The organism is Domibacillus antri, assembly GCF_001936625.1.
GTDB lineage: Bacteria > Bacillota > Bacilli > Bacillales > Domibacillaceae > Domibacillus > Domibacillus antri.
The window spans coordinates 33650-56193 of the sequence record NZ_MSDU01000010.1; the positions used below are offsets into that span (position 1 = coordinate 33650).

Sequence of the window (22544 nt, forward strand, 5' to 3'; positions counted from 1 at the left end):
CAATTAATTTAATCCTTCTGCCCAAGGGTAGGTTTCTAAATACGGATCCGGTTTAACCGGTTCTCCAGAGTTCCAGACTTCTTTAAACTGACCGTCTGCCTGAATTTCGCCGACACGAACCGTTTTATACGTATGCTGGTTGTCACCATCGATTGTAACCTTTCCGCCTGGTGCATTAAACTCAATACCACCAGCCGCTTCTTTCACAGCATCTACGTCAAATGATCCTGCTTTTTCTGCAGCTGCGGCCCACAAGTACACAGCCATATACGCTGCTTCAATCGAATCACCCGTCACGCGGTCATCGCCATACGCTTCTTTGTAAGCCGCGACGAATTTTTCATTTTCCGGGGTATCAGTCGTTTGGAAGTAGTTCCATGCTGCATAGTGCCCCGTTAAAATATCCGTGCCTATACCGCGAATTTCTTCTTCCGCAATACTTACAGACAGAACTGTGACATCATCCGCTGTAATACCCGCATCTTTTAGCTGTTTGAAAAAAGCCACGTTGCTGTCACCATTCAGCGTGTTATAGATGACTTCTGGTTTTTCTGCTTTAATTTTGCTGATCAGCGTGCCGTAATCAGTATGGCCAAGCGGTGTATATTCTTCTCCAACAAGAGTGCCGCCTTCCGCTTCAAGCTGCGCTTTAATTTCTTTATTTGCTGTACGCGGGAATACATAATCGGAACCAATTAAGAAAAAGGATTTTCCTTTGTTTTCAAGGAGCCACGTGACAGATGGAACGATTTGCTGGTTCGTTGTCGCACCTGTATAGAAAATATTTGGTGAAGATTCCATTCCTTCGTACTGAACCGGATACCAGAGCAGTCCGTTATTTTGTTCAAATACCGGTAACATTGCTTTCCGGCTGGCGGATGTCCAGCCGCCGAAAACAGCCGCTACTTCATCTTTTTGTAACAGCTTTTTCGCTTTTTCCGCAAATGTCGGCCAGTCTGATGCACCATCTTCGACAATCGGTTCAATTTGCTTGCCTAGAACGCCGCCTGCTTCGTTGATTTCTTCGATCGCCATCAGTTCCGCATCACGCAGCGATACTTCACTGATCGCCATTGTGCCGCTTAACGAATGAAGCACACCAACCTTGACCGTGTCACTTGAATCAGCAGCCGCCCCATCTTCTTCATTTAAGGCATTTGACGCTGCACAGCCGCTCAGCGCAAGTGTCGCAGCTGAAATCGCCGCGATGATTGTTTGCTTGCTCCAAAATTTTCCCAGTACTGTCATACAGACACCCCTTAAAAAGTATTGTTTTCGTATGATATAATGAGAACAAAGCATAGGACTGATTATTTTATGCTTGTTCTCGAGACAGCTTTCTCATTGCCGTGAGGAAGCTGTCTTTTTATGCCTCCACCCACTTGTAACATTTTATATATTTATTATGTAACATAATATAACATTTATGATAAGTTCATTATACAGCGATTCTTCCCAAAAACAAGCATTTTTTGAAATTATTATTTAAAAATAAGTTTGAAACCGGATTATTCAATGTTAGGTTTAACATTATATTCGTCTTTACGAAAAAGGTTTTGTTGGTTTTTGTTATATTTTCTAACACAAAAAAAGAGATCTTCATTTTAAGATCTCTTTTACGCACGTTTCAATTTTTAGTTGTAGCGATATGTTTCTTCCGCAGACGTCCGTTCATAGCCCATCGCTTGGTTGAAATCGAGTGCAATGCTTTCATGCCTTTTTTCCTGACTTTCTTTTTGGACAAGAATTGGAATTCCTTTAACAACAAATAAATCATCATTGTCTTTTTTATCGTCAATTTCCAAATGGTATTCCGATGCGACGGACTTTTCTTTCCCCAAAAAAGCATAAAAAAATCACCGAAACAAATTCGGTGATTTAGAAAAAGTTCAAATTATTCGCCAAGACCTTGTGATTTCATTGTTTCTGCAAGTGCTTCGATTGCTGCATCAGCATCTGAGCCGTTTGCTGCGATTTTCACAGAAGCGCCTTTTGGAATACCAAGAGACATAACACCCATAATTGATTTCAAGTTCACGCTTTTTCCATTGTAATCCATTGTTATGTCAGAACTGAATTTAGAAGCAGTTTGCACTAGAACGGTTGCCGGACGCGCATGGATTCCTGTTTCATCAGTAATAGTAAATGTTTTTTCAGCCATTTTAAAAACTCCTTTATTGTTAAAAATATTTCAACAGCACCCATTATAAAGTAAAGGCTAAACAAATACTACTTTTAACCGCACTATTCGACAAAAAACGAAAGGAGGGGGCTGCCCCATTAGTAAAGGGGAAGGCCGGATTCTGAACGATTTAGGCCGATTTATTGATAGGAAAGCCGGATTTCGACTCTTCAAGGCCGAATGGATGAGAATTCGGCCCAAATGACAAGGAAACCGGCTCAAAATCAGAAATTCCGGCCCAAAGAGCAAGGAATTCGGCCATAGAACGAAGAAGGGGCTGTCTCCATGACCTTTTGAGACAGCCCCCTTTCATTTTTACTTTGCTGCAACCGGTTCATGATGAAGCGGCGGCGGAATGAGCCAGCCTTTTGCTTTCGTCAGCTGCAGGCATTCATGACCGAGCCTGATTTTCTCGGCATGGAACCGCGCAAACATGGTCCCGATATCTTCGCGAATGCATTGAGCCATCGCCATACTGCACGCACTTAAGCCCATGCCTATGTCCCGGGAAATACTTGCGGCGATTTCCGGATCTTGAAAACGGGCGCCGACCGGAATGTCTTCAAGGTTTGCTTTTGGACGTTCAGGCGGCGCGGGCGGCAAAGCAATGCCATTTTCTTTTAATACTTGGTCCAGTTCCTTTACTTCCGTCCGCTCGACCGTCATCGCATCTTCAATCAGCTTTTTCAAGTCCTGGTCACCCGCGTGATTCAACAGCGTGCTGTAGCCGGCGATCATGCTTTTGCATGAAAGCGAACCCGTCCACACGGCCATTGCTTCTCCATAGTGCAATGGTTCATCTTTCGGATTCCCGCTTAAAATACCCATTTGATCCCTCCGTCGGAAATAAAAATTTGTGCGTGTGCACGCATGTAGTATTTCCTGAAGGGGTAGGATTTACACCACTTCACAAGCAAAGCGCCGCTGCTTTAAAACAGCCGGTTCCTCAGCTGAATAATCAGCTGATTTGACCAGGCTAACATTAGTCCGATTCAGGCTTCTTCAGCTCCAGCAAAATCTTGCCTGTACTTTGTCTGCTTTCCACCCATTCATGCGCCTTAGCGGCTTCTTCCAATGAAAAACGTTCCCCAATCTTCATTTTTAAACGTCCGTCCGCTAAAAGAGGAAGCACGTGGTTAGCTGTATCCTGTAAGAGATGCGGGCGGTTTTCTCTAGTTGTTCCCAGACTAAAACCGAGAACGGACCGGCAGCTTGAATGTAAATCCGTTGTCTTTATTTGCCCTGCTGTTCCACCTGAAATACCGAAATTCACTAACCTTCCGTACTTTGCCAGACAAGTAAGGCTCTTTTCTGTCACCCAGCCTGAGACAGAATCTAAAATAACGTCAACACCCTGCCCATCGGTTAAATCATTGATTTTTTTCGCGAAATCTTCTTTTTCATAGCAAATGACATGATCCGCTCCGGCTTCCATTGCAGCGGCCATTTTGCTTTCATGACCGACTGTGCCAATGACACGGCCTGCCCCTAAAATCTTGGCGAGCTGGATCGCTGTCGTGCCGATTCCTCCCGCGGCCGCATGAATGAGAACCGTTTCACCGGGCTCAAGCCGCGCTACATCGGCAAGAAGCTTATAGGATGTAAAAGAAACCGTCGGACAGGCTGCCGCTGTATCAAACTCCATATGATCGGGAATAACAAACGTAAGCTTCTCATCAGCAATGACATACTCCGAATATGATCCGCTTTTCGGAAAAGTGATGACCCGTTGTCCAGCCTTTAAATGCTGTACCCGGGAACCTACTTCCTCAATCGTCCCGGCAGCATCCAATCCTGGAATAAAGGGCGGATGCCCCGCCCCATGATAATTTCCCTGCCGTGCTTTAATATCGGCAAAATTAACGCCGGTTGCTGCAACACGGATTAATACTTGTTCCGGTTGAATTGAAGGTTTCTCAATATCCGTATATGTCAATACTTCAGGTCCGCCAAATCCGGTAACAACAACCGCTTTCATTTTAGATATCTCCTAACCAATTATATTTTTACCATGGTGTTCCGATCAATACGAAGATCAGCCATGCAAGGCCTGGTCCAAGTGCGATGAAAAGGCCGGCAATAAGTAAAAGTTTTCTAAAAAATGAACGTTCATCTACGCCTTGAACATTCGCGAGCATAAGCGCACCGTTTGTGGAAAATGGGCTAATATCAACAACACTGGCTGCAACCGCAAGCGCTGAAACAACGCCGATAGCCGACATACTCGGATCCTGTAAAATTGGCGCTGAAAGCGGGATTACCGCGGCCAGGAAGCCTGTTGTCGAAGCGAAGGCTGAAATGACACCGCCTACATATGATGCCATCAGAGAAGCAAGTACAGGATTTCCTACACTGGCAATCAGTTCAGTCATATAATCCATCGCGCCGATATGTTCCATAACACCTACGTAAGTCATGATACCCGTTACCATAAGCATAACGCCCCACGGCATTTGCTTAATAATGTCCCCCTGCTTTTTAGGAGCCATCAATGCCAACGCAAGACCCACCATAAAAGCTCCAAAGCCCATATTCATTTCGAATACAAGAGCCATCGTGATGAGAAAACCAATACCAAAAAGGGTCGCGATCTGATACCATAATGCCCCGTTGTTTTCTGATACATCTCCTGCACTGATCGCACTTCCATCTACTGTAGCCGCAGCGGCCATTTGAGCATTAGTGCTGTTTTTCATCAATCGAAGTCCACCAAATGCAATGAATACAACCAAAGAAATGAGTACATAAAAAATAAATGTATTTACAAATAACATAATTGGTGAATGAGGAATGGCTTCTGATTCCATGATACCGTTTACAACTAATCCAAAAATATTAAGCGGTGAAAACGCACCTGCGTACATCCCCGTAGAAATTAATGTCCCCATCAAAATCGGGTTAATATTGTATTGAAAAGCAAGTCTTAGCGCGATTGGAAAGAGAATCGGGCCAATCGCAACAGACGAAGCACCCACAGCAGCCAGCAAGGCACTGAGTGCAAACATAACCCATGGCAGCAATCCAACGTTGCCTCTCACTAACCGGAGTCCTCCGGAAATAATTAAATCAAGTGTCCCGTTGTTTAGAGCTATGGAAAACAAGTAGGTAACACCGGCTAATAGAATAAACATGTCAATCGGGAAAGCAGCGTAGATTTCATCAATGCTCAGTCCGCTGACGAATGTACCGATGACGAAAGCGGCAACGATACCTAAAATACCCATATTGACCGAAATAACGGAGCCGATAATGAACATGGCCAAAAGTACAAGAATGGTGATAAGTTCTAAACTCATATAATTTTCCTCCTAAAGAGATCATGCATGACTCATAGATTTTTAAATATTTATTTTTTGCTTTTCAAATAAATTATAAAAAGCAGTTAAATCATTTTTAATATGATTGCTCATTTCTGTTTCAGCTTTACTTGGATCTTTTTCACTAACAGCCTTGAAGATTTGTTCATGGTCTTGAATATAACTTCCTCGATTAGTTGAAATATAATAGTCCCGAAGAATATTATTTCGCATATATAAACTTTTTGTTCTGATTGACGCCAGAAGCCCAATCAGCTGATAATTATGGGAAGCCGTAATAATCAGTTCGTGAAATTGTGTGTTTAATTCAACTACTAGCGAAGTGTTTTTTTCTAATAAGGCTTGCGTGGATTTGATTAAAACTTCTTTCAATTCTTTCTCAAGAGCCTCTGTCTTATTTATTGCCGCTAATTTGGCAGCAAGCGATTCCAGCCTCTCCCGGCATTGATACAGATCAATCACATCCTGTAATACGGGTTTATAAATGTAGACAACGCTTTCATTTTGGGTTAAAAGTCCGTCTTTAATCAGCATTCGAATAGCTTCCCGAATCGTCCCCCTGCTCACGCCAAATGTTTTGGCTAATTTTGTTTCCACCAATCGTTCCCCCGGCTGATAGTGTCCTTCCAAAAGATCCGTGAGAAATGCTTGATAGACTTGTTCATGAAGCGGCTCCAGACGTATAACCTGCATCCTTACACCCCCTTCTGTACTGATTATCTTTTTAAAATATTCAGTCTATTAATACTATATAGTGTTAATTGTTTACTGTCAACCGTCTACACAAAATATTTTTTCTTCATCATTCTTTGCCTATTGGCGTGTTAAAAAGGACGGCGATTTTTGCGCCGTCCTCTCATTACTTCAAACTCGTTTCACTGTTTCCGATCTTAAAATTTACCAGACAGCAAATGACCAGCGTTCGGAACCTCAGTCTTCAAGTTTAATTGTTTAAGAATTTTGTACACCGTCGCCACTCCGGCAGATAGAACCGGCACTCCAAGACGATCCTGCACAGCTTGAATAGCTGGGAGGGAAGGCATTTGCACGCAAGCGGATAAGACAACGGCATCCGCTCCTTCAATATTTAACTTATCAGCATGATCGATCAGGTTAAGCGGATTTAGACGGCCAACTTCCAGATTATCTGCAACTTCAAGGCTGATGGAATCAATGACCTCAATTCCTGCCGCGTTTAAATATTCGATTACTGTTTGTGTCAGCGGCTTCATGTAAGGCGTGATGATAGAAACTTTCTTAGCTCCAATCGCTTCTAATCCTTCAATTAATGCGCCGGCGCTGCTGACAATTGGAGCTGGTCCGCCATTTTTTTCTACTGCTTTGCCCAGCCGCTCTTCTGAAATTTCATGGTATCCCGGTCCTTGGCACATAATCGCAACTAAGCACGCATAGGCTAATACATCACAGCGGGCATCCGAAAGTTCAACCGCACAACGGTCGCTGTCCACATCCATCTTTTTCAATTCTTCTGCATTCACGTGCATCATACGCATGCGGGCTGAATGGAATGTAAATGTTTCTTCCGGATTGATCTGCATTCTTGAATGAAGCATTGCCGGAATTTCTGTTTCCATTGTTGTGTTTGAACTTGGTACGATTAATCCTACTCGATAATTTTTACTCATTGTTGTTCCTCCTAATAATTTCAAATTTATAGTTTTTTAACTTTATGAAAATGACCGGTTAGTTCACGGTCTGTTAAAGGCTTGACCAGCTCGACGCAAGTAAGGAGCGCCTGCAGATCAATCCCTGTTTCAATCCCCATTTCATGCAGCATGAAGACAACATCTTCTGTTGCGACATTGCCTGCCGCTCCCGGCGCAAACGGGCATCCGCCCAGCCCGCCAATCGATGTATCAAATCTGGTAACACCCGCTTGCAGAGCGGCTATGACATTCACCTGGGCTAAGCCATATGTATCGTGAAAATGCGTGGTGATCATCGCTTTTGGCTTTAAATCGGAAATACGGCTCAACAGCTCAAATACTTGCTGCGGATTCGCCCTCCCAATCGTATCGCAAATGACGATTTCATCTGCGCCGGAAGCATCTATCCGCCGGACCATTTCCAGCACGATGCCGGGATCCACCTTCCCTTCAAATGGGCACCAAAACGCAGTGGCAATATTATAACGAATGAAAATACCGTTATCTTTCGCCTTTGCAATCACAATTTCAAAATTTCGGATCGATTCTTCCCTGGTCATTTTTACATTTTTCAAATTAAAGCTGTCGCTTGCCCCAACAACCAATGATAATGCGCGCACACCATTTTCGATGGCCCGCTCATACCCTTTTGCATTTGGGATCAGGGCCATATATTGAATAGAGGGATCCTGATCGATTCCTTCCAGCACTTCTTTCGCGTCCTTCATTTGAGGAACATAAACGGGATGAACAAAAGATGTCGCTTCCATTCTCTTAATGCCCGTTTTATTCAACTTATTAATGAGATTGATTTTATCCTCTGTCGGAATAAAATTCGCTTCATTTTGGAGACCGTCCCTCGGGCCCACTTCGATGATTTCCACTTTTTTTGGCAAATCCATGCGTACAATCCTCCTTCCCAATTTAAGAGATGCCGAGTTTTTTAGCTAAATAAGGTTCCAGTCCGCCAAGCTGTACCATTTCCATTAAATGTTCCGGCAGTTTCGTCCCTTGATATTCCGTTCCCTGAGTGTGATTGATAATTTTCCCTTCCAAAAAATCAATCTCCACATCGTCTCCTTCTTGGATCATAGACGTATCTTTCATATCCACAACCGGCAGACCGACATTGATAGAGTTCCGGTAAAAAATACGGGCGAACGAGGTGGCGACAACGGCCCCTATTTGATGATATTTCAATACCATTTGGGCCGTTTCCCGGCTTGAACCCGAGCCGAAGTTATGACCCGCCACAAGAATATCGCCGGGCTGCACTTTTTTGGCAAATTCCGGATCAATCGCTTCCATCGCATGCTCCGCCTGTTTCTCTACAGGCTGACTCATATATTGACCAGGTGAGATGATATCTGTATTAATATTGTCTCCATACTTCCATACACGTCCACGAATAATCAACGACATTTACCTGACCCCCTGTAAAAGATATTTACGCGGATCGGCAATTTTCCCCTCAATCGCGGTTGCGGCAACAGTTGCGGGGGAGCCTAAATACACTTCCCCATCCGGGCTTCCCATGCGCCCTCGGAAATTACGATTCGATGAGGACATGACCACTTCTCCGGCACCGATCACGCCGCTTGTAAAGCCGCCGCACGCTCCGCACGAAGGCATATTGACGATACATCCTGCTTCCGTCAATATATTTAAGATGCCTTCTTTGTTCGCCTCCATCCAAATGTGCTGTGAAGCCGGCACAACGAGGCAGCGAATATGTTTGGCAATTTTCTTTCCTTTTAAAATTTCAGCCGCAATTCTCAAATCACTTAAGCGGCCATTTGTACAGGACCCTAAGTAAACCTGGTCGACTGATTTCCCTTCCACTGCACTGACAGGATGCACATTATCAATTTCGTGCGGACAAGCTATCTGCGGCTCCAACTCGGATGCATTATAGTGCAATATACGCGAATAGGAAGCATCTTCATCACTGAATAAATCTTCAATCTCATCCGTTGCTCCTTTGGATCGCAGAAATTCAATGACTTTTTCATCAGGTTCAATTAATCCGGTTTTGGCACCGGCTTCAACTGCCATATTGGATAAAACCAACCGTTCATCCATAGACAAGCCTCTAATCGCGCTTCCGGAAAACTCAAGGGTTTGATACGTGGCACCGGCATGTCCAATGTCTTTGATGGTTTTAAGGACGATATCTTTTGCATAAACACCATGCGGCAGTTCCCCATCCCAGACTACTTTAATGGTTTCGGGCACCTTCATCCACGTTTCCCCGGTCAATAAAACGCCGATCATTTCGGTGGAACCAATTCCGGTCGCAAAAGCACCGAGTCCCCCCGCCATGCATGTATGGGAATCCGTCCCGAGAATTAAACGCCCCGGTCGGACATGACCATGCTCGACAATGACTTGATGGCAAGGACCTTCGAACTCGTAGTAATAAGGAAGATCCTGCTCTCTTGCCCAGTCACGCGTGAATTTCAAGATATCAGCTTGCTGTACTGTCGCAGGCGGCGTACAGTGATCAGACACAACGACTACTTTTTCCTTGTCGAACAATTGCCCGCCTAAACGGCGAAACCCTCCGTCTATTAACCACGGTCCCAGCAAGTCATGCATCATGGCAATATCTGCCTTGACCCATACAATTTCTCCCGCTTTCACTTCAGAACGTCCGGCCGCTTTGGCGAGAATTTTTTCTGACATGGTCATGCCCATACTCCATCATCCCCTTTTCAGATAATCCCGTGCTCCTTCAACGCGTTAATTTGCTCGTCGGACAGATGAATTTTTTCTTTCAATATTTCGTCGGTATGCTGTCCCAGCTTTGGTCCAGCCCACTCAATTTCTCCTGGCGTTTCACTCATTTTCGGGACAATTCCAGGCATTTTCAGCGTGCCTAATCCCTCAACTGCCACCTCGCGGATCATTTCACGGGCTTGATAATGCGCATCATTCACAATATCTTCAATCGAATAAATAGATCCTGCCGGCACTTTCGCTTCATCCAAGTATTCCATCACTTTAGTAAAAGGCATACTCTTCGTCCACTCTTCAATCAATTTATCTAAATAGTCTGCATGCTCAGATCGTTTTGTGTTGTTTTCAAAACGAGGATCTTCGGCTATTTCAGGGTAACCCATCACATTCATAAGGCGTTTAAAAATCGCATCTCCATTTGCTCCAATGACCACATACTTCCCGTCTGCACATATATACGTGTTAGACGGTGTAATGCCCGGTAATGTGCTGCCGGTTCTTTCACGGATTAACCCTGCGCGGTCAAATTCCGGAAGCGTGCTTTCCATCAGGCTAAAGACCGATTCATAGAGCGCAACATCGATAACCTGCCCTTCTCCCGTTCCTTTCGTATCCCGGTGATAAACGGCCATTAATGCGCCGATAACGGCATAAAGGGCCGATAGGGAATCACCGATACTGATGCCTACACGTGTAGGCGGGCGGTCCGGATAGCCGGTAATATAACGAAGTCCTCCCATTGCTTCTCCAATGGAACCAAATCCCGCTTTATCACGGTACGGACCATCCTGCCCATAACCCGATACGCGAATCATAATTAAACGTGGGTTGATAGCCTTTAAATCTTCGTATCCAAGCCCCCATTTTTCCATTGTTCCGGGACGGAAGTTTTCAATTAGAATATCCACTTCTTTGACAAGCTCACATATTAATTGTTGTCCTTCCGATTCACGAAGGTTAATCGTAATAGATTTTTTGTTTCGGGATTGCACATACCACCAAAGGCTGGTTCCATTCTCAACCACTCGCCATGCGCGTATGGGATCACCCGTTTTCGGAGACTCCACCTTAATCACTTCCGCGCCAAATTCCGCCAGCAGCCGGGAAGCGGAAGGTCCCGCAATCAATTGCCCCATTTCCAGCACGCGCAATCCTTCAAGTGCTTTTTTCCCCAATTCAATCATCTCCCGATTTCGAGTTTTATCCTCAGTTATTCATTGAATGAATTCAAACACATTCCATACATGTCCGGTTTGAGTGATGAAATCCCTAATATTTTTACACTTTCAAAAAAGATTAGGCATTCAAACACAGCAAAAGTAAGTAATCGCTTTCATTTTTTATTATCTTACAACCTTATCAGTTAACTGTCAACCGTCGACGATAAATTATTTTAAAGTTCTTTTCAATCACTTGGACTGTCCAATGAATTAATGTAAACTTACGTTATAAGGAACCAGCTAAAGCCGGTTCACGTTTCTTTGAATATTAATGAAAAGCGGCTTGCCGGCTCATCGTCACAATATCAATAGAAAACACCTTTATAAACCATTTTTGTATATCGTAGGGGGATTTGAATGAATGAAATAAAGAAAAATGAGCCGCTTCACAGTCAGGTTTACCAAATCGTTAAAACCATGATTATGGAGGGGGAATACCAGCCTGGTGAACGCCTCGTTGAAACCAAGTTAGCAGAAAAACTTAAAGTAAGCAGAGGAACCGTCCGGGAAGCATTTCGAATGCTGACAAAGGATGATTTACTTGTTCAGCACGACAGCAGCTTATTTGTTTATAACCCTGCCGCTCAAGATATTTTAGACATATACGAATGCCGGAAGAGCCTTGAATCTCTGGCGGCCACACTCGCAGCGAAAAATATTACAGATAAACAATTAGATCAATTACAGATTATAATTAAAAACTCCAAAGAAGCGTTAAAAATAAACAATACGCAAAAACTCATTCAATATAATCAGCAATTTCATGATATTATTTCGCTTGCATCCCAGAATAAGCAGCTCATTCAATTATTTGAAGTCATAAGCGCTAAAGTTCTCTATATACGAAACTGCATCTTACGGGACCGTCCCGAAAGCTTTGAGGATCTGGTGAATGACCATGAACGCATTTATGTAGGAATGAAGGAACGAAACCCGGAAAAAGCCGCACACGAAATGCGTTTGCATATTCAGCGAAGTTTAGAAATAGCCAACACAGCGTTAAATGAGCAGCACGATCAATCAGAGGTCACCTCAAAATAAGCCGCTGCTTTTGGAAATGATTAAAAAAGGTTGTACGGCGGGATTTGTGGAAGGTTATAAAAAAAAACGGAAGGTGCCGCCGTCACCTTCCTAAATCCGATATTCACCATCCGGCTAAGCAGCCGTATTTTTTTCATTTACACGGACTTTTCAATGCTGCTGTTTGAACAATCATTTCTGCAATGATTTTTGAAAGATTCATCACCATATATAATCTGGTTTCTTTTAAAAATTTCGTTGGTGAGGACGGATCAATCTCATTGACAATGGCTTTAATATGATAGTCCCCCACATTCGGCAAATTTCTTTTTAGGGCTTTTCCTGGAGTAAGAGGCCCCTCTTCCAAGGAAATATACCCAATTTCACTATTCTTCCCCAAAGAAGCATCGATACTAAAAATAAATGGGTCCTTAAACCGTTTATGAATTTTGTTGACTATATTTGTTATGTTTTGTGCGTGAACAGGTTCTTTTAATGTACCGTATACGTGATAAGGAACTTGCTTTTCTTCCAGTATTGTTCCCACTAAAGGACCTAAGGAATCACCTATAGACAGATCCGAACCTATGCACAAAATAACGATCTCCCTTGAAGCGGTCTTTTGAAAAATGTTTTGGAGTTCACAAGCAATGATCTCCATTTGCTGCTTATCTATATGTTCGCCCCATTTTATACCATATATCCTCTTGCCATTACCTTCTCTCTTTTTTCTGTTCCAAAACAGAAACATTTTCATCCCCTCTATTCCCCATGCTCTATCGGAAAATGCTGTTCAAAATCATTATATTAGGACAGCGTGTTTAATATATTGGCGTCAACAGTTTCTTGCCATGAACACCGGCCGTCAAATTTTCAGCGCCCAGCTGCGCCATTTTCATTCTTGTTTCCGCCGTCGCTGAGCCGATATGCGGAAGCGTGACAACGTTCGGCATTTTGAGCAGCGGGTTGCTTCGATCTGTCGGCTCTTTCTCAAAGACATCGAGTCCGGCAGCCAATACTTCATTTGCCTGGAGGGCTTCAATCAGTGCTTTTTCATCGACTACTTTACCACGGGCAGCGTTGACGAAAACCGCTGTCTGTTTCATTTTTTCAAATTCCCGTTTGCCTATCAATTTTTCCGTCTGTGAAGTGAGCGGTGTCAATACGCACACGAAATCAGATTTTGCGAGCAGTTCATCCATCGTACAATATGCCGCGTGATAGGCCGTCTCCGCTGCTTTATTACGGGAGCGGTTATGATACAGGATGTTCATATCAAAGCCAAAGTGAGCGCGTTTTGCCAATGTTGCACCAATGCCGCCCATGCCGATAATGCCTAACGTTTTATGGTGGACATCGATGCCGAATTGCTGCTGCGAAAACCCATTTTCCGACCAGCCGCCTGTTTTAACGAATTGATCGAGTTCTGTGATGCGCCTCGCCGCTGCCAGCATGAGTGCCATAATCGTATCCGCAACTGTATCGTTCAGCACGCCGGGTGTATTCGATGCCAAAATACCGCGTTCTTTCAATAACGGAATGTTGAGATTGTCATAACCGACCGATGTATTGCAGATCACTTTTAATTTCGGTGCCTGATCAAGCAAAACCTCATCAAATTTTAAGCCTGACCCTAAAACACCTTCCGCCTCTTTTAATGCCGCCAGAAAAGCCTCATATTCTTCTTTATAACCCGGGAAATAGTGAACCTCACACGACTCGCGAATGTAATCGAGCACTTTTTCACTCATTCTTTTATAAACAACTACTTTTGGCTTCATTTTGCACACCCTTTCGTCTTTCACAGCATGTCAATACGGCTGTTGATTTCTCTTCCATTATTGTACCATGGTGAGTCCCATTCCTCCCGATTAGATGAATGTTGCCCACGCTTATACTATTTTGCTCCCGGTCATAATAAAAACCCCTGTTCTAAAATCAGAACAGGGGTTTCGTGTTTATGTTATTAAAATCACCATCACGCTAAATTTGATATGGGACATCAACCGGATGGGGATGCGCATTGAAATAGGCCTTTGCTGTTTCTAAACAGCGCTGTGCAAACGTCTCATATCCAAGGTCTTGAACACGCTTCGTATTCGGCAGTTCGATTGAATAAGGAACTTGCGGAACGCGGTTCACGATACTTGCCACATCAATGCCGCCTTCACCTATATATAGGCGCTCTTCGCGAAGAATACGTGTCATCTCTTCTTGAGAATCCGGAATGTCAGCAGGCGCATCGCAAAGATGAAGATAACGGAACCATTCGCGGGGCACCACATCAAGATCTTCTAATTTTTCCTTTGAACGGTGAAAATGATGAACATCAATCATAAGACCGGCATTTTCCCGTTTTGCAGAACGAAGAATGTCCAGGGCTCCCGCCAAAGTCGAGACGCCTGCAATCGGAACAAATTCCAGCTCAATGGTCAGCCCGAATGGTTTCGCCAAGTCACACAGCTCCGCGAAGCGTTCGACCGCAAATGAACGTTCCTTTGTCCAAATACTGCTGAGTACGTGGCGTCCGCCAAGTTCTGCCGCGACTTCCATCGCAGGCAGATACCTTTTTGGATCGGTTCCATCACAAATGCGTGCAAGTTCAATATCGAGAAGCTTTATTCCTGTATCGGCAAGTGCTTTTTTCGTCTCTTTCAGCAGCGCTTTACTTTCTGTCAATGACACATCATGTTCTCCGGGCACACCCATATGGATCGGCCGGAAGCTGACAAAATCGTATCCGGTTCTGGCGGCGATATAAGTCATTTCAGGAGGCGGACAGCCAAGCACTGTCAAATAGGCGAGAGAAAATTGGTTTGCCATCTGCTTTATCCTCCAATCGTACGTTGATAACCATATGTTAGTTAGTCGAAACGTGGTGGACCTTTTTGTCCGGTGAATAAATGTCCATGATGTTCCAGTGGCCGGCCGTTGGTACTGGATTATTCAGCATTGCTGCATCAATGACAACCGGCTTGTTGGACGCAATGGCTTTCTCAAGCGCTGGTTTGAATTCCTCTGCTTTTTCGATTTTAATGCCTTCTACACCGTAAGCACGGGCAATCGCCGCGAAATCAGGTGAATACGGCTCCCCGTCTTTCATAAACAGTGTGCCGAGTGTGGTGCCATAATGGGCTTTTTGCAGGCCGGCAATCGTACCGAAAGCGAAATTGTTCATGATGACCCAGATGACTGGAATATTTTCTTCCGCGGCTGTTGCCAGAAGCGCCGGGTTTTGACCAAAGCCGCCGTCGCCGACAAGTGAAACAACAACCCGGTCCGGCTGGGCTACTTTTACACCAAGTGCGGCCGGTGCTCCGAAGCCCATCGTCGCAAATCCGCCCGGCGTCAAAATCGTGCCCGGCTCATAAATATCAAACTGCTGGCCGACACCGTTTTTGTTCCAGCCGACATCCGTTGTAATAAAAGCATCGCGCGGCAATACTTCACGCACTTCAGCGAGAATGCGCTGCGGCTGCATCGGGAAACAGTTGTCCGCGATAAATTCTTTATTGCTGTCTTTGAATTCCTGTTTGTTTTTTGCAATTTCAGCTTTCAATGCTTCATTTTGACGGCCTTTCGGAGCGATTCTTTTTGCCGCGCGGTTCAACACTGTAAGCGCTTGCTTTAAGTCCGCCACAGCGCCGATTTCCACTGGGTAGTTTCGGCCGATTTCGTTGGGGTCAATATCAATTTGAATGAGTTTTGTCAGCGGGAAGTTAAATGTACATTCTTCTTCCCATGAGCTGCTGTCCGCTTCGGCAAAACGTGTACCCAAAGCAAAAATATAATCTGCTTCTTTACATTTATCATTAATAAATTTTGTTCCCCAGAAACCGGTCATACCAAGTACAAGCGGATTGTCATCCGCCACTGCCCCTTTTCCCATCAAAGAATGTGCCACTGGTAGATCAAAATGGTTCACGAATTCGGTCAATTCCTGTGCTGCATCGGCGAGTAAAATACCGCCGCCTGCATAAATTAAAGGATTTTTCGCATCAAGCAGTGTGTTGATAATTTTTTCCGCTGTTTCATCATCAATGGAAGGCTTTTGAAGCGCTTTTGTATGATGTTTTTGCTTTTCGAACAACGCTGTATCGATTTCTTTCGAGAAAATATCCATCGGTACGGAAACAAGAACCGGCCCGGGATTGCCGCTCTCGGCAAGCTGAAATGCTTTTTCCATAATTTCCGGAAGAAGATCCGGACGATCTACCCGCCACGCCCGTTTTACAAACGGACGGTAAATTTCAACCTGTGATGCATCCGCATGCAGGTTAATTTCCTGATGCGGATGTTTGCCGTAATAATGGCTTGGAATATCGCCGGCGATAACAACCATTGGAATGGAATCAAGCGCCGCGTTGGCGACACCTGTTGCGGCATTCGTCAGGCCCGGCCCAACATGGCTGAGTACGACTGATGTCTTCTTTTTCGCACGCGCGTAGCCATCAGCCGCATGAGATGCCACCTGTTCGTGACGGACGTTAATAAATTTTATTGAACTTTTTTCAAGCTCTGTCAGCACGGCGATATTCGTATGGCCGCAAAGGCCGAAAATATGCTCGACACCGCGGTCTTCGAGATATTTGACTAATTGACGGGAGACTAATTCTTTCATTTCTGTGAATCCTCCTTAAAGTTCAAAATAATTTTCGCGTACTGCCCTGAAACCGCTGCTTCATAAGCTCGTTCATACTCATTAAACGGTACGATATCCGCAATAACCGGCTCGATCACAAATTCCGGAAGACTTAAATATTGAACACTTTCTGCAAAATCAACCGGGAAGTGATAAATAATGCTGCCGTGAATCGAGATTTCGTTACGGACAATTTTTAAAATCGGCAATGTGGCTTCCGCTGTTAAGCCGATCAAGACGATGCTGCCGCCCGGTTTGACAACGTCGACTGCCTGTTCAACAGCCTGGCTTACACCGGCGGCTTCAATCACCACATCAAACTTCATCTTTTCTGTGACAGCATCCGGCGTCGACGTTTGAATATTGCCGTAAGCAAAAACGCTGTTCAATTTATCCTCATTTATATCAATCGCGGTAATCTCCGCACCGAGATGCGAAGCAAGCGCGATGGCCAGCTGGCCTTCCGTACCGCAGCCAATGACTGCAACCGATGTTCCTTTCGTAATGTTCACTTGTTTAAATGCATGCACAACAACCGCAAATGGCTCAATTAATACCGCGCGCTCATCCGATAAAGATTCCGGCACCGGCAAAATGTATTTAGAAGAAATCGTAAATTCTTCCGCAAAACCTCCGTCTGTATTAACACCGAGTGATTTTTTGTTGAGGCAAAGGTTTGTTTTTCCTTTTTGGCACTGCCCGCATTCATCGCAGTACGAATTCGGCTGAACGACTACGCGTGTTCCGACTGCGGCATCCACACTTGATCCTTTTTCAATAATGGTGCCAAGCAATTCATGACCCGGCGTAACCGGATACGAGGCATGGGCAATTTTCCCTTTAAACACCCCGATATCCGACCCGCAAATGCCGCCATATAGTAATTTAATTTTCACTTCATCATGTTCAGGTTTCCGGGCGGCACTGTCCTCTTTAATCAAAATTTCGCCCGGTTTTGCCAAGTAAAGACTTCGCATCTTGTTCACCGCCGACTTCTTATCTAATTCCCGCTCCAGCATGCTCATACGATTACACCGGAAGCTGGAGAACGATCATTTTTGATTCTGTCATGTCTTCGATTGCGAAACGCGGACCTTCCCGCCCGATGCCGCTGTTTTTCACACCGCCGTACGGCCAGTGATCCAGACGGAAATTCGATGTTCCATTAATGACGACACCGCCGACATCAAGCATGTGTGCCGCTTTGTAGGCAAGATCGAGCTGATTTGTGAAAATGCCGGCTTGTAAACCAAAGTCAGAATCGTTCGCTTCTGCAATGGCGTCTTCAATGTTCTCATATGGAAGGATGCTGACAATCGGACCGAACACTTCCTGGCAGACAACATTTGTTGTTTTCGGTGGATTGAACAAAATGGTAGGCTGTACATTTGTGCCATTTTGTCTGCCGCCTGTGACGAGTTCTGCCCCGTTTTCAACAGCTTGATCGATCCAACTGATAATACGGCCTGCCGCCTTTTCGTCAACAAGTGTACCGACATCTGTATCCGGAAGAAGCGGATCACCGACCTTTAATTTTTCTACTTCTGTCTTCAACAATTCTTTAAACTGCGGAACCACCGATTGATGAACGTAAATTCGCTGAACGGAGATGCAGCTTTGACCGGAATTGCTGAAGCCTGTTCGCGCGCACATTGACGCCGCGCGCTGTAAATCCGCATCTTCATGAACGATTGTCGCCGCATTGCCTCCCAGCTCAAGCAACACTTTTTTCATGCCGGCCAGTTCACAAATGTTTCGGCTTGCGACTGTACCGCCTGTGAATGAAATAACGTTGACGCGGTCATCTTTGACAATGGCCTGGCCGCTTTCCACTCCGCCAAGAACCATGTTTACGGCGTTGGAAGGAAGACCGGCTTCAAGTAATAACTTCAATAAAGCAGCAGCAATTAACGACGTTTGTGGTGCCGGTTTTAAAATCGTGCTGTTCCCTGCTGCAAATGCCGGCCCGACTTTATGGCAGACAAGATTCAATGGTGCATTAAAAGGCGTAATGGCTGCGATAACGCCAACCGGTACACGGAATGTTACAGCAACCGCATTCACACCACGCTCTGAAGCATTGCCCGGAATGCTTTCTCCATTTAACCGTTTTGCTTCTTCACCTGAGAGTTCAAGCGTTTCTACTGAACGGGAAACTTCATCTAACGTATTTTTCAAAGGTTTGCCGAGTTCCATAGAAATGAGCTTTGCAAATTCTTCTTTTCTTTCTTCCAGAAGAAACGCCGCCTTTTTTAAAATACGCGCGCGTTCATGAGCGGGAATCGCGGCAATTTCTTTTTTCGCATCAAATGCGGATTGCAAAGCTGCTTCAGTATCTTCCATTGTTGCAAGTACTTGAAGCCCAATCACTTCACCTGTATATGGGCTTCTTACTTCAACAGTTTCACGGTTATCTTCCAGCCATTGTCCATTTATAAAAGGCTGTGCTTTTCTTGTTTCTGCCACACTGATCACCTGCTTTTATTTTTTTAGATCGATCTAAAAATAATTTATTTATTAGATCGATCTAATAACCGATCAAAAATAAATTGCTTTTTATTGAAAGCGTTAACATCATCTTACACGATTTTTTTTTTTGACGCAAGACCGTTCTTAAATATTTTCAAGTAAACGCTGCTCTTAAAAGACAATGGTAATTGTTCATATGCTGTCCACTGCCGATGCACCCAGCTCATTTTTGTCAAAATTGAAAAAATATTTACGGAAGGTTCCTGCTGTACTATACTTGAAGGTAATTCATTTAGAGGAAAGAGTGTTTACGTTGAACAATGTGCATATGTCTGTCAGACAAAAAAGCATCGTGCTGATCGGCTTTATGGGGGTCGGCAAAACAACCATCGGCGAGCTTGTCGCGAAGAAATTGTACCGGAGTTTCATCGATGTCGACAAAGAAATTGAAAAAGATTTCGGCATGACCATTCCTGAAATTTTTGAACAGCACGGGGAAGCATTTTTCCGCGATTATGAAAAGAAAAAAACGTGTGCACTCGCGCAGGAAAAGTTAAAAGTATTGTCGATCGGCGGCGGTGCCTTTTTACAGCCGGAAATCCGCCAGGCCTGTTTGGACAATTGTATTGTTTTTTATCTCGATGTAGCGTGGGAAGAGTGGAAAGAACGGCTCGACATTTTAATAGACAGCCGGCCGGTATTGAAAAGCCGGAACATCAATGAGATTGAAGAATTATTTTATAAACGGCAGGATGCCTATTCCATCAACCATTCAAAGCTGACGGTGAATCACCGGTCCGCAGAAGAAGTAGCGGACTTTATTGTTGATTCACTGAAGCACGCATGGGATATGTATGAGCCGCTGAACGACTAAAAGAAGTTGTGTCAAAAATCATGGAGACCGCTCCTTCTTAGTACGAGAGCCAGATTTTTTGCACTTTGGGCCGGTTTCCTTGTAATCCGGGCCAAATTCCCATAAATTAGGACTTCGTGAGTCAGAATCCGGCTGTAATATCGATAAATCGGCCTAAATGATGTAGAATTCGGCCCTCCATCAGCAATTTATAAAAAGGCAGCATTGTGTATTTCTACACAACGCTGCCTTTTTATCATTCTGATTCACCCTAATTTTTCCTGTCCGGCGGGTTTCGGACTCAATGTGGAGCACGGGCCGGCCTGCAGCATGTAGCTGCTGTTTAAATCGGTTTTGCCAAGCATTTGCCGGACATCTTCCGCGGCTGTAATCATTTTATCAAGATCAATACCTGTTTCAATCCCCATTTCTTCAAAGCCATGAATGAGATCTTCCGTTGCTATGTTCCCTGTTGCACCCGGCGCGTATGGACAGCCCCCAAGACCGGCTACAGAACTGTCAAAGTGGATGACTCCTTGCTGCAAAGCGGCTACAGCACTCGCAAACGCCATTCCTCTCGTGTTATGAAGATGCATGGAGAATGTCATAGCCGGGAACTGTTCTTTCAATTCCCCCAAATATTTATACACTTGACGCGGGTTCGCCATTCCCGTCGTATCGGCGAGTGAAACTTCATCGATACCCATTTTACTATATCGATCTAATATTGTGGCAAGACGCTCGACAGGGACAATTCCTTCATATGGGCAGCCAAATGCGACTGAGATCGATCCACCTACCTTGACATTATGCTTTGAAGCCAAATCAATAATAGGCTCTAATGCATTTTGCGCTTTTTCTACGGTGGCATTGGCATTGGAAAGGCTGTGTGAATCTGTTGCTGACAGCATGAGCTTTAACTTGTTAATCCCAACATCAATCGCACGCTGCGCACCTCTTGCATTTGGTACGAGAGCACGGAATGTCAAATCGGTTAAATCCTGTGTTCGTGAGACCACTTCTTCCGCATCTTTTAGCTGCGGGATCGCTTTGGGATGGACAAATGATGTAATTTCCATCGATTTTACGCCTGTATTGGCAAGCTTGCGAATAATGTCTATTTTCGTTTCGGTTGGAATCCAATCATGTTCCGCCTGAAATCCGTCACGAGGCGCTACTTCACAAATAACCGCTTTTGATGGCAATGATAAGTCATGCATTGTTTAAATAACTCCCTTCTCTTTTAACTCTGCCATTTCTTCTGCTGTCAAACCGAGTTTGCCGCCTAAAATTTCTTCATTATGCTCCCCAAGCTCCGGCGCGCGGTGACGAATCGCACCCGGCGTATCAGAAAAGTTCGGTACAACACCCGGCACTTTGACTTTTCCTAAACGCGGATGTTCGACTTCCACGATATTTTGACGAGCCGCATAGTGAGGATCATTGAAAATATCTTCTATGCTTAAAATCGGGCTGACCGGTACGCCAAAATGATCCAATCTCTCCTGCAATTCTTTTTGTGTTAAGCCTTTAATAAAATTAATGACAATCTCCTGCACCTCAGCGTCATTTTTCAATCGAACCGAATTCGTGTAATAACGGTCATCTGTCAGCATATCCGGCCGGTCCATCGCTTCTGCAAGCCGGTTAAATGTCGAGTCCGTACTGCAGACGAGCACAACGTATTTGCCGTCTTTCGTTTCATATGTGCCGGCAGGGCTGGAGTGGCCGGCAAGTCCCGGGCTTCTGCCCCGCACTTTGCCATTTTGATCGTATTCCGCAATTAAAAACTCAAGCATACGGAAAATGGATTCATACAAGCCCATTTCCACAACCTGGCCTTCTGCGTCTTCATGCGTATCACGGTGATAAAGCGCACTGACAGCCGCAAATGCAGCGTAAATTCCTGTAATATAGTCAAGCAGTGAGTAAGAGGGACTGACCGGCGGGCGATCCGGATAACCCTGCAAATATGTGTGACCGCTGAAGGCTGTCCCCGGTGTGCCAAATCCCGCTTTTTCACGATATGGACCGGTCTGGCCATACCCGGAAATGCGGACCATAATCAATTTCGGGTTAACCGCTTTCAATACATCGTAGCCGAGTCCCCACTTTTCGAGCGTTCCCGGTCGGAAATTTTCAATTAGAACGTCAACATCTTTAATGAGCTTCAAGAAAATCTCTTTTCCTTCCGCCGAATGAATATTCAGGGTCACCGATTTTTTATTTCGGGCAAGGCCCGGCCATCTTAATGGCTCGGTTCCTTTCCACGGTCCGACTGTACGGAGCGTGTCCCCTTTGTTTGGAAGTTCCACTTTCGTCACTTCCGCTCCAAGATCCGCAAGCAATGTTGCACCAAATGGAGCGGCAATCATTGTTGAAATATCAAGAATCTGTACTCCTGTTAACGGACCAAAATTTGTTCTTTCCATCGT

22 protein-coding genes are annotated in these 22544 nt (G+C 44.7%); 2 read left to right on the forward strand and 20 right to left on the reverse strand.

The genetic code is table 11. The features are described 5' to 3' along the window. Positions 1 to 3: 3 nt before the first annotated feature. From urtA to BTO30_RS06620, 12 genes are all read right to left on the reverse strand, one after another. Positions 4 to 1248 carry an urea ABC transporter substrate-binding protein gene (gene urtA / locus BTO30_RS06565; RefSeq protein WP_075397923.1) on the reverse strand — a complete coding sequence of 415 codons (1245 nt, stop codon included), beginning with the start codon at positions 1246 to 1248 and terminating at the stop codon, positions 4 to 6. Positions 1249 to 1634: 386 nt separating this feature from the next. Beyond that, complete coding sequence (locus BTO30_RS17205) at positions 1635 to 1805, reverse strand: hypothetical protein (RefSeq protein ID WP_158023570.1); 171 nt, start codon at positions 1803 to 1805, stop codon at positions 1635 to 1637. A gap of 89 nt (positions 1806 to 1894) precedes the next feature. Next, the gene (locus tag BTO30_RS06575) at positions 1895 to 2161 is read right to left on the reverse strand and encodes a phosphocarrier protein HPr (protein WP_075397925.1); all 267 of its coding nucleotides are present in this window, start codon (positions 2159 to 2161) and stop codon (positions 1895 to 1897) included. 336 nt (positions 2162 to 2497) lie between these two features. Then, the gene (locus tag BTO30_RS06580; RefSeq protein ID WP_075397926.1) at positions 2498 to 3010 is read right to left on the reverse strand and encodes a DUF3231 family protein; all 513 of its coding nucleotides are present in this window, start codon (positions 3008 to 3010) and stop codon (positions 2498 to 2500) included. 154 nt (positions 3011 to 3164) lie between these two features. Continuing rightward, positions 3165 to 4160: a quinone oxidoreductase family protein gene (locus tag BTO30_RS06585; RefSeq protein WP_075397927.1), complete on the reverse strand. Its 996-nt coding sequence runs from the start codon at positions 4158 to 4160 to the stop codon at positions 3165 to 3167. A gap of 28 nt (positions 4161 to 4188) precedes the next feature. Continuing rightward, a complete protein-coding gene (locus BTO30_RS06590; RefSeq protein ID WP_075397928.1) occupies positions 4189 to 5478 on the reverse strand; it encodes an SLC13 family permease in 1290 nt (429 codons plus the stop codon). A 42-nt stretch (positions 5479 to 5520) separates the two neighbouring features. Next, the gene (locus BTO30_RS06595; protein WP_075397929.1) at positions 5521 to 6192 is read right to left on the reverse strand and encodes a GntR family transcriptional regulator; all 672 of its coding nucleotides are present in this window, start codon (positions 6190 to 6192) and stop codon (positions 5521 to 5523) included. 197 nt (positions 6193 to 6389) lie between these two features. Beyond that, complete coding sequence (locus tag BTO30_RS06600) at positions 6390 to 7145, reverse strand: maleate cis-trans isomerase family protein (protein WP_075397930.1); 756 nt, start codon at positions 7143 to 7145, stop codon at positions 6390 to 6392. Positions 7146 to 7171: 26 nt separating this feature from the next. Then, positions 7172 to 8068, reverse strand: a complete 897-nt coding sequence (locus BTO30_RS06605) for a hydroxymethylglutaryl-CoA lyase (RefSeq protein WP_075397931.1) — start codon at positions 8066 to 8068, stop codon at positions 7172 to 7174. 22 nt (positions 8069 to 8090) lie between these two features. Then, entirely contained in the window at positions 8091 to 8588 is a 498-nt protein-coding gene (locus tag BTO30_RS06610) for a LeuD/DmdB family oxidoreductase small subunit (protein WP_075397932.1), read from the reverse strand. Then, positions 8589 to 9863 carry a 3-isopropylmalate dehydratase large subunit gene (locus tag BTO30_RS06615; RefSeq protein ID WP_075397933.1) on the reverse strand — a complete coding sequence of 425 codons (1275 nt, stop codon included), beginning with the start codon at positions 9861 to 9863 and terminating at the stop codon, positions 8589 to 8591. A 17-nt stretch (positions 9864 to 9880) separates the two neighbouring features. Continuing rightward, entirely contained in the window at positions 9881 to 11080 is a 1200-nt protein-coding gene (locus BTO30_RS06620) for a CaiB/BaiF CoA transferase family protein (RefSeq protein WP_281248596.1), read from the reverse strand. A gap of 402 nt (positions 11081 to 11482) precedes the next feature. On the opposite strand from BTO30_RS06620, the gene BTO30_RS06625 reads away from it, so the two are divergent. Then, positions 11483 to 12166: a GntR family transcriptional regulator gene (locus BTO30_RS06625; RefSeq protein WP_075397935.1), complete on the forward strand. Its 684-nt coding sequence runs from the start codon at positions 11483 to 11485 to the stop codon at positions 12164 to 12166. Positions 12167 to 12299: 133 nt separating this feature from the next. Here BTO30_RS06625 and yyaC read toward each other — a convergent pair whose 3' ends face one another. The 6 genes from yyaC to BTO30_RS06655 form a co-directional block, all read right to left on the reverse strand. Beyond that, on the reverse strand, positions 12300 to 12902 hold the full coding sequence (gene yyaC / locus BTO30_RS06630; protein WP_245796361.1) for a spore protease YyaC: 603 nt from the start codon (positions 12900 to 12902) through the stop codon (positions 12300 to 12302). A 64-nt stretch (positions 12903 to 12966) separates the two neighbouring features. After that, a complete protein-coding gene (locus tag BTO30_RS06635; protein ID WP_075397937.1) occupies positions 12967 to 13926 on the reverse strand; it encodes a 2-hydroxyacid dehydrogenase in 960 nt (319 codons plus the stop codon). Positions 13927 to 14128: 202 nt separating this feature from the next. Beyond that, on the reverse strand, positions 14129 to 14968 hold the full coding sequence (locus BTO30_RS06640) for a sugar phosphate isomerase/epimerase family protein (protein WP_075397938.1): 840 nt from the start codon (positions 14966 to 14968) through the stop codon (positions 14129 to 14131). 37 nt (positions 14969 to 15005) lie between these two features. After that, entirely contained in the window at positions 15006 to 16766 is a 1761-nt protein-coding gene (locus tag BTO30_RS06645; protein ID WP_075397939.1) for a thiamine pyrophosphate-binding protein, read from the reverse strand. After that, positions 16763 to 17812, reverse strand: coding sequence for a zinc-dependent alcohol dehydrogenase (locus tag BTO30_RS06650; protein ID WP_342743384.1), 1050 nt, complete (start codon positions 17810 to 17812; stop codon positions 16763 to 16765). The genes BTO30_RS06645 and BTO30_RS06650 overlap by 4 nt, the downstream gene beginning before the upstream one ends. A 4-nt stretch (positions 17813 to 17816) precedes the next feature. Continuing rightward, the gene (locus BTO30_RS06655; RefSeq protein ID WP_075397940.1) at positions 17817 to 19253 is read right to left on the reverse strand and encodes an aldehyde dehydrogenase family protein; all 1437 of its coding nucleotides are present in this window, start codon (positions 19251 to 19253) and stop codon (positions 17817 to 17819) included. A gap of 331 nt (positions 19254 to 19584) precedes the next feature. Between BTO30_RS06655 and BTO30_RS06660 the strand changes: the two genes are divergently transcribed. Further along, positions 19585 to 20130 (forward strand): shikimate kinase, encoded by a 546-nt coding sequence (locus BTO30_RS06660; RefSeq protein WP_075397955.1) that lies wholly within the window; start codon positions 19585 to 19587, stop codon positions 20128 to 20130. 245 nt (positions 20131 to 20375) lie between these two features. On the opposite strand, the gene BTO30_RS06665 is transcribed toward BTO30_RS06660, so the two are convergent. Both BTO30_RS06665 and BTO30_RS06670 read right to left on the reverse strand, forming a co-directional pair. Beyond that, positions 20376 to 21329 carry a hydroxymethylglutaryl-CoA lyase gene (locus BTO30_RS06665; protein ID WP_075397941.1) on the reverse strand — a complete coding sequence of 318 codons (954 nt, stop codon included), beginning with the start codon at positions 21327 to 21329 and terminating at the stop codon, positions 20376 to 20378. A 3-nt stretch (positions 21330 to 21332) separates the two neighbouring features. Continuing rightward, positions 21333 to 22541 (reverse strand): CaiB/BaiF CoA transferase family protein, encoded by a 1209-nt coding sequence (locus BTO30_RS06670; protein ID WP_075397942.1) that lies wholly within the window; start codon positions 22539 to 22541, stop codon positions 21333 to 21335. Positions 22542 to 22544 lie beyond the last annotated feature (3 nt).

Coding starts and splice junctions, on each gene's coding strand:
- urtA (WP_075397923.1), bottom strand. CDS start 1,248: ATGACAGTACTGGGAAAATTTTGGAGCAAGCAAACAATCATCGCGGCG.
- BTO30_RS06575 (WP_075397925.1), bottom strand. CDS start 2,161: ATGGCTGAAAAAACATTTACTATTACTGATGAAACAGGAATCCATGCG.
- BTO30_RS06580 (WP_075397926.1), bottom strand. CDS start 3,010: ATGGGTATTTTAAGCGGGAATCCGAAAGATGAACCATTGCACTATGGA.
- BTO30_RS06585 (WP_075397927.1), bottom strand. CDS start 4,160: ATGAAAGCGGTTGTTGTTACCGGATTTGGCGGACCTGAAGTATTGACA.
- BTO30_RS06590 (WP_075397928.1), bottom strand. CDS start 5,478: ATGAGTTTAGAACTTATCACCATTCTTGTACTTTTGGCCATGTTCATT.
- BTO30_RS06595 (WP_075397929.1), bottom strand. CDS start 6,192: ATGCAGGTTATACGTCTGGAGCCGCTTCATGAACAAGTCTATCAAGCA.
- BTO30_RS06600 (WP_075397930.1), bottom strand. CDS start 7,145: ATGAGTAAAAATTATCGAGTAGGATTAATCGTACCAAGTTCAAACACA.
- BTO30_RS06605 (WP_075397931.1), bottom strand. CDS start 8,068: ATGGATTTGCCAAAAAAAGTGGAAATCATCGAAGTGGGCCCGAGGGAC.
- BTO30_RS06610 (WP_075397932.1), bottom strand. CDS start 8,588: ATGTCGTTGATTATTCGTGGACGTGTATGGAAGTATGGAGACAATATT.
- BTO30_RS06615 (WP_075397933.1), bottom strand. CDS start 9,863: ATGGGCATGACCATGTCAGAAAAAATTCTCGCCAAAGCGGCCGGACGT.
- BTO30_RS06625 (WP_075397935.1), top strand. CDS start 11,483: ATGAATGAAATAAAGAAAAATGAGCCGCTTCACAGTCAGGTTTACCAA.
- yyaC (WP_245796361.1), bottom strand. CDS start 12,902: ATGAAAATGTTTCTGTTTTGGAACAGAAAAAAGAGAGAAGGTAATGGC.
- BTO30_RS06635 (WP_075397937.1), bottom strand. CDS start 13,926: ATGAAGCCAAAAGTAGTTGTTTATAAAAGAATGAGTGAAAAAGTGCTC.
- BTO30_RS06640 (WP_075397938.1), bottom strand. CDS start 14,968: ATGGCAAACCAATTTTCTCTCGCCTATTTGACAGTGCTTGGCTGTCCG.
- BTO30_RS06645 (WP_075397939.1), bottom strand. CDS start 16,766: ATGAAAGAATTAGTCTCCCGTCAATTAGTCAAATATCTCGAAGACCGC.
- BTO30_RS06650 (WP_342743384.1), bottom strand. CDS start 17,812: ATGAGCATGCTGGAGCGGGAATTAGATAAGAAGTCGGCGGTGAACAAG.
- BTO30_RS06660 (WP_075397955.1), top strand. CDS start 19,585: ATGTCTGTCAGACAAAAAAGCATCGTGCTGATCGGCTTTATGGGGGTC.
- BTO30_RS06665 (WP_075397941.1), bottom strand. CDS start 21,329: ATGCATGACTTATCATTGCCATCAAAAGCGGTTATTTGTGAAGTAGCG.
- BTO30_RS06670 (WP_075397942.1), bottom strand. CDS start 22,541: ATGGAAAGAACAAATTTTGGTCCGTTAACAGGAGTACAGATTCTTGAT.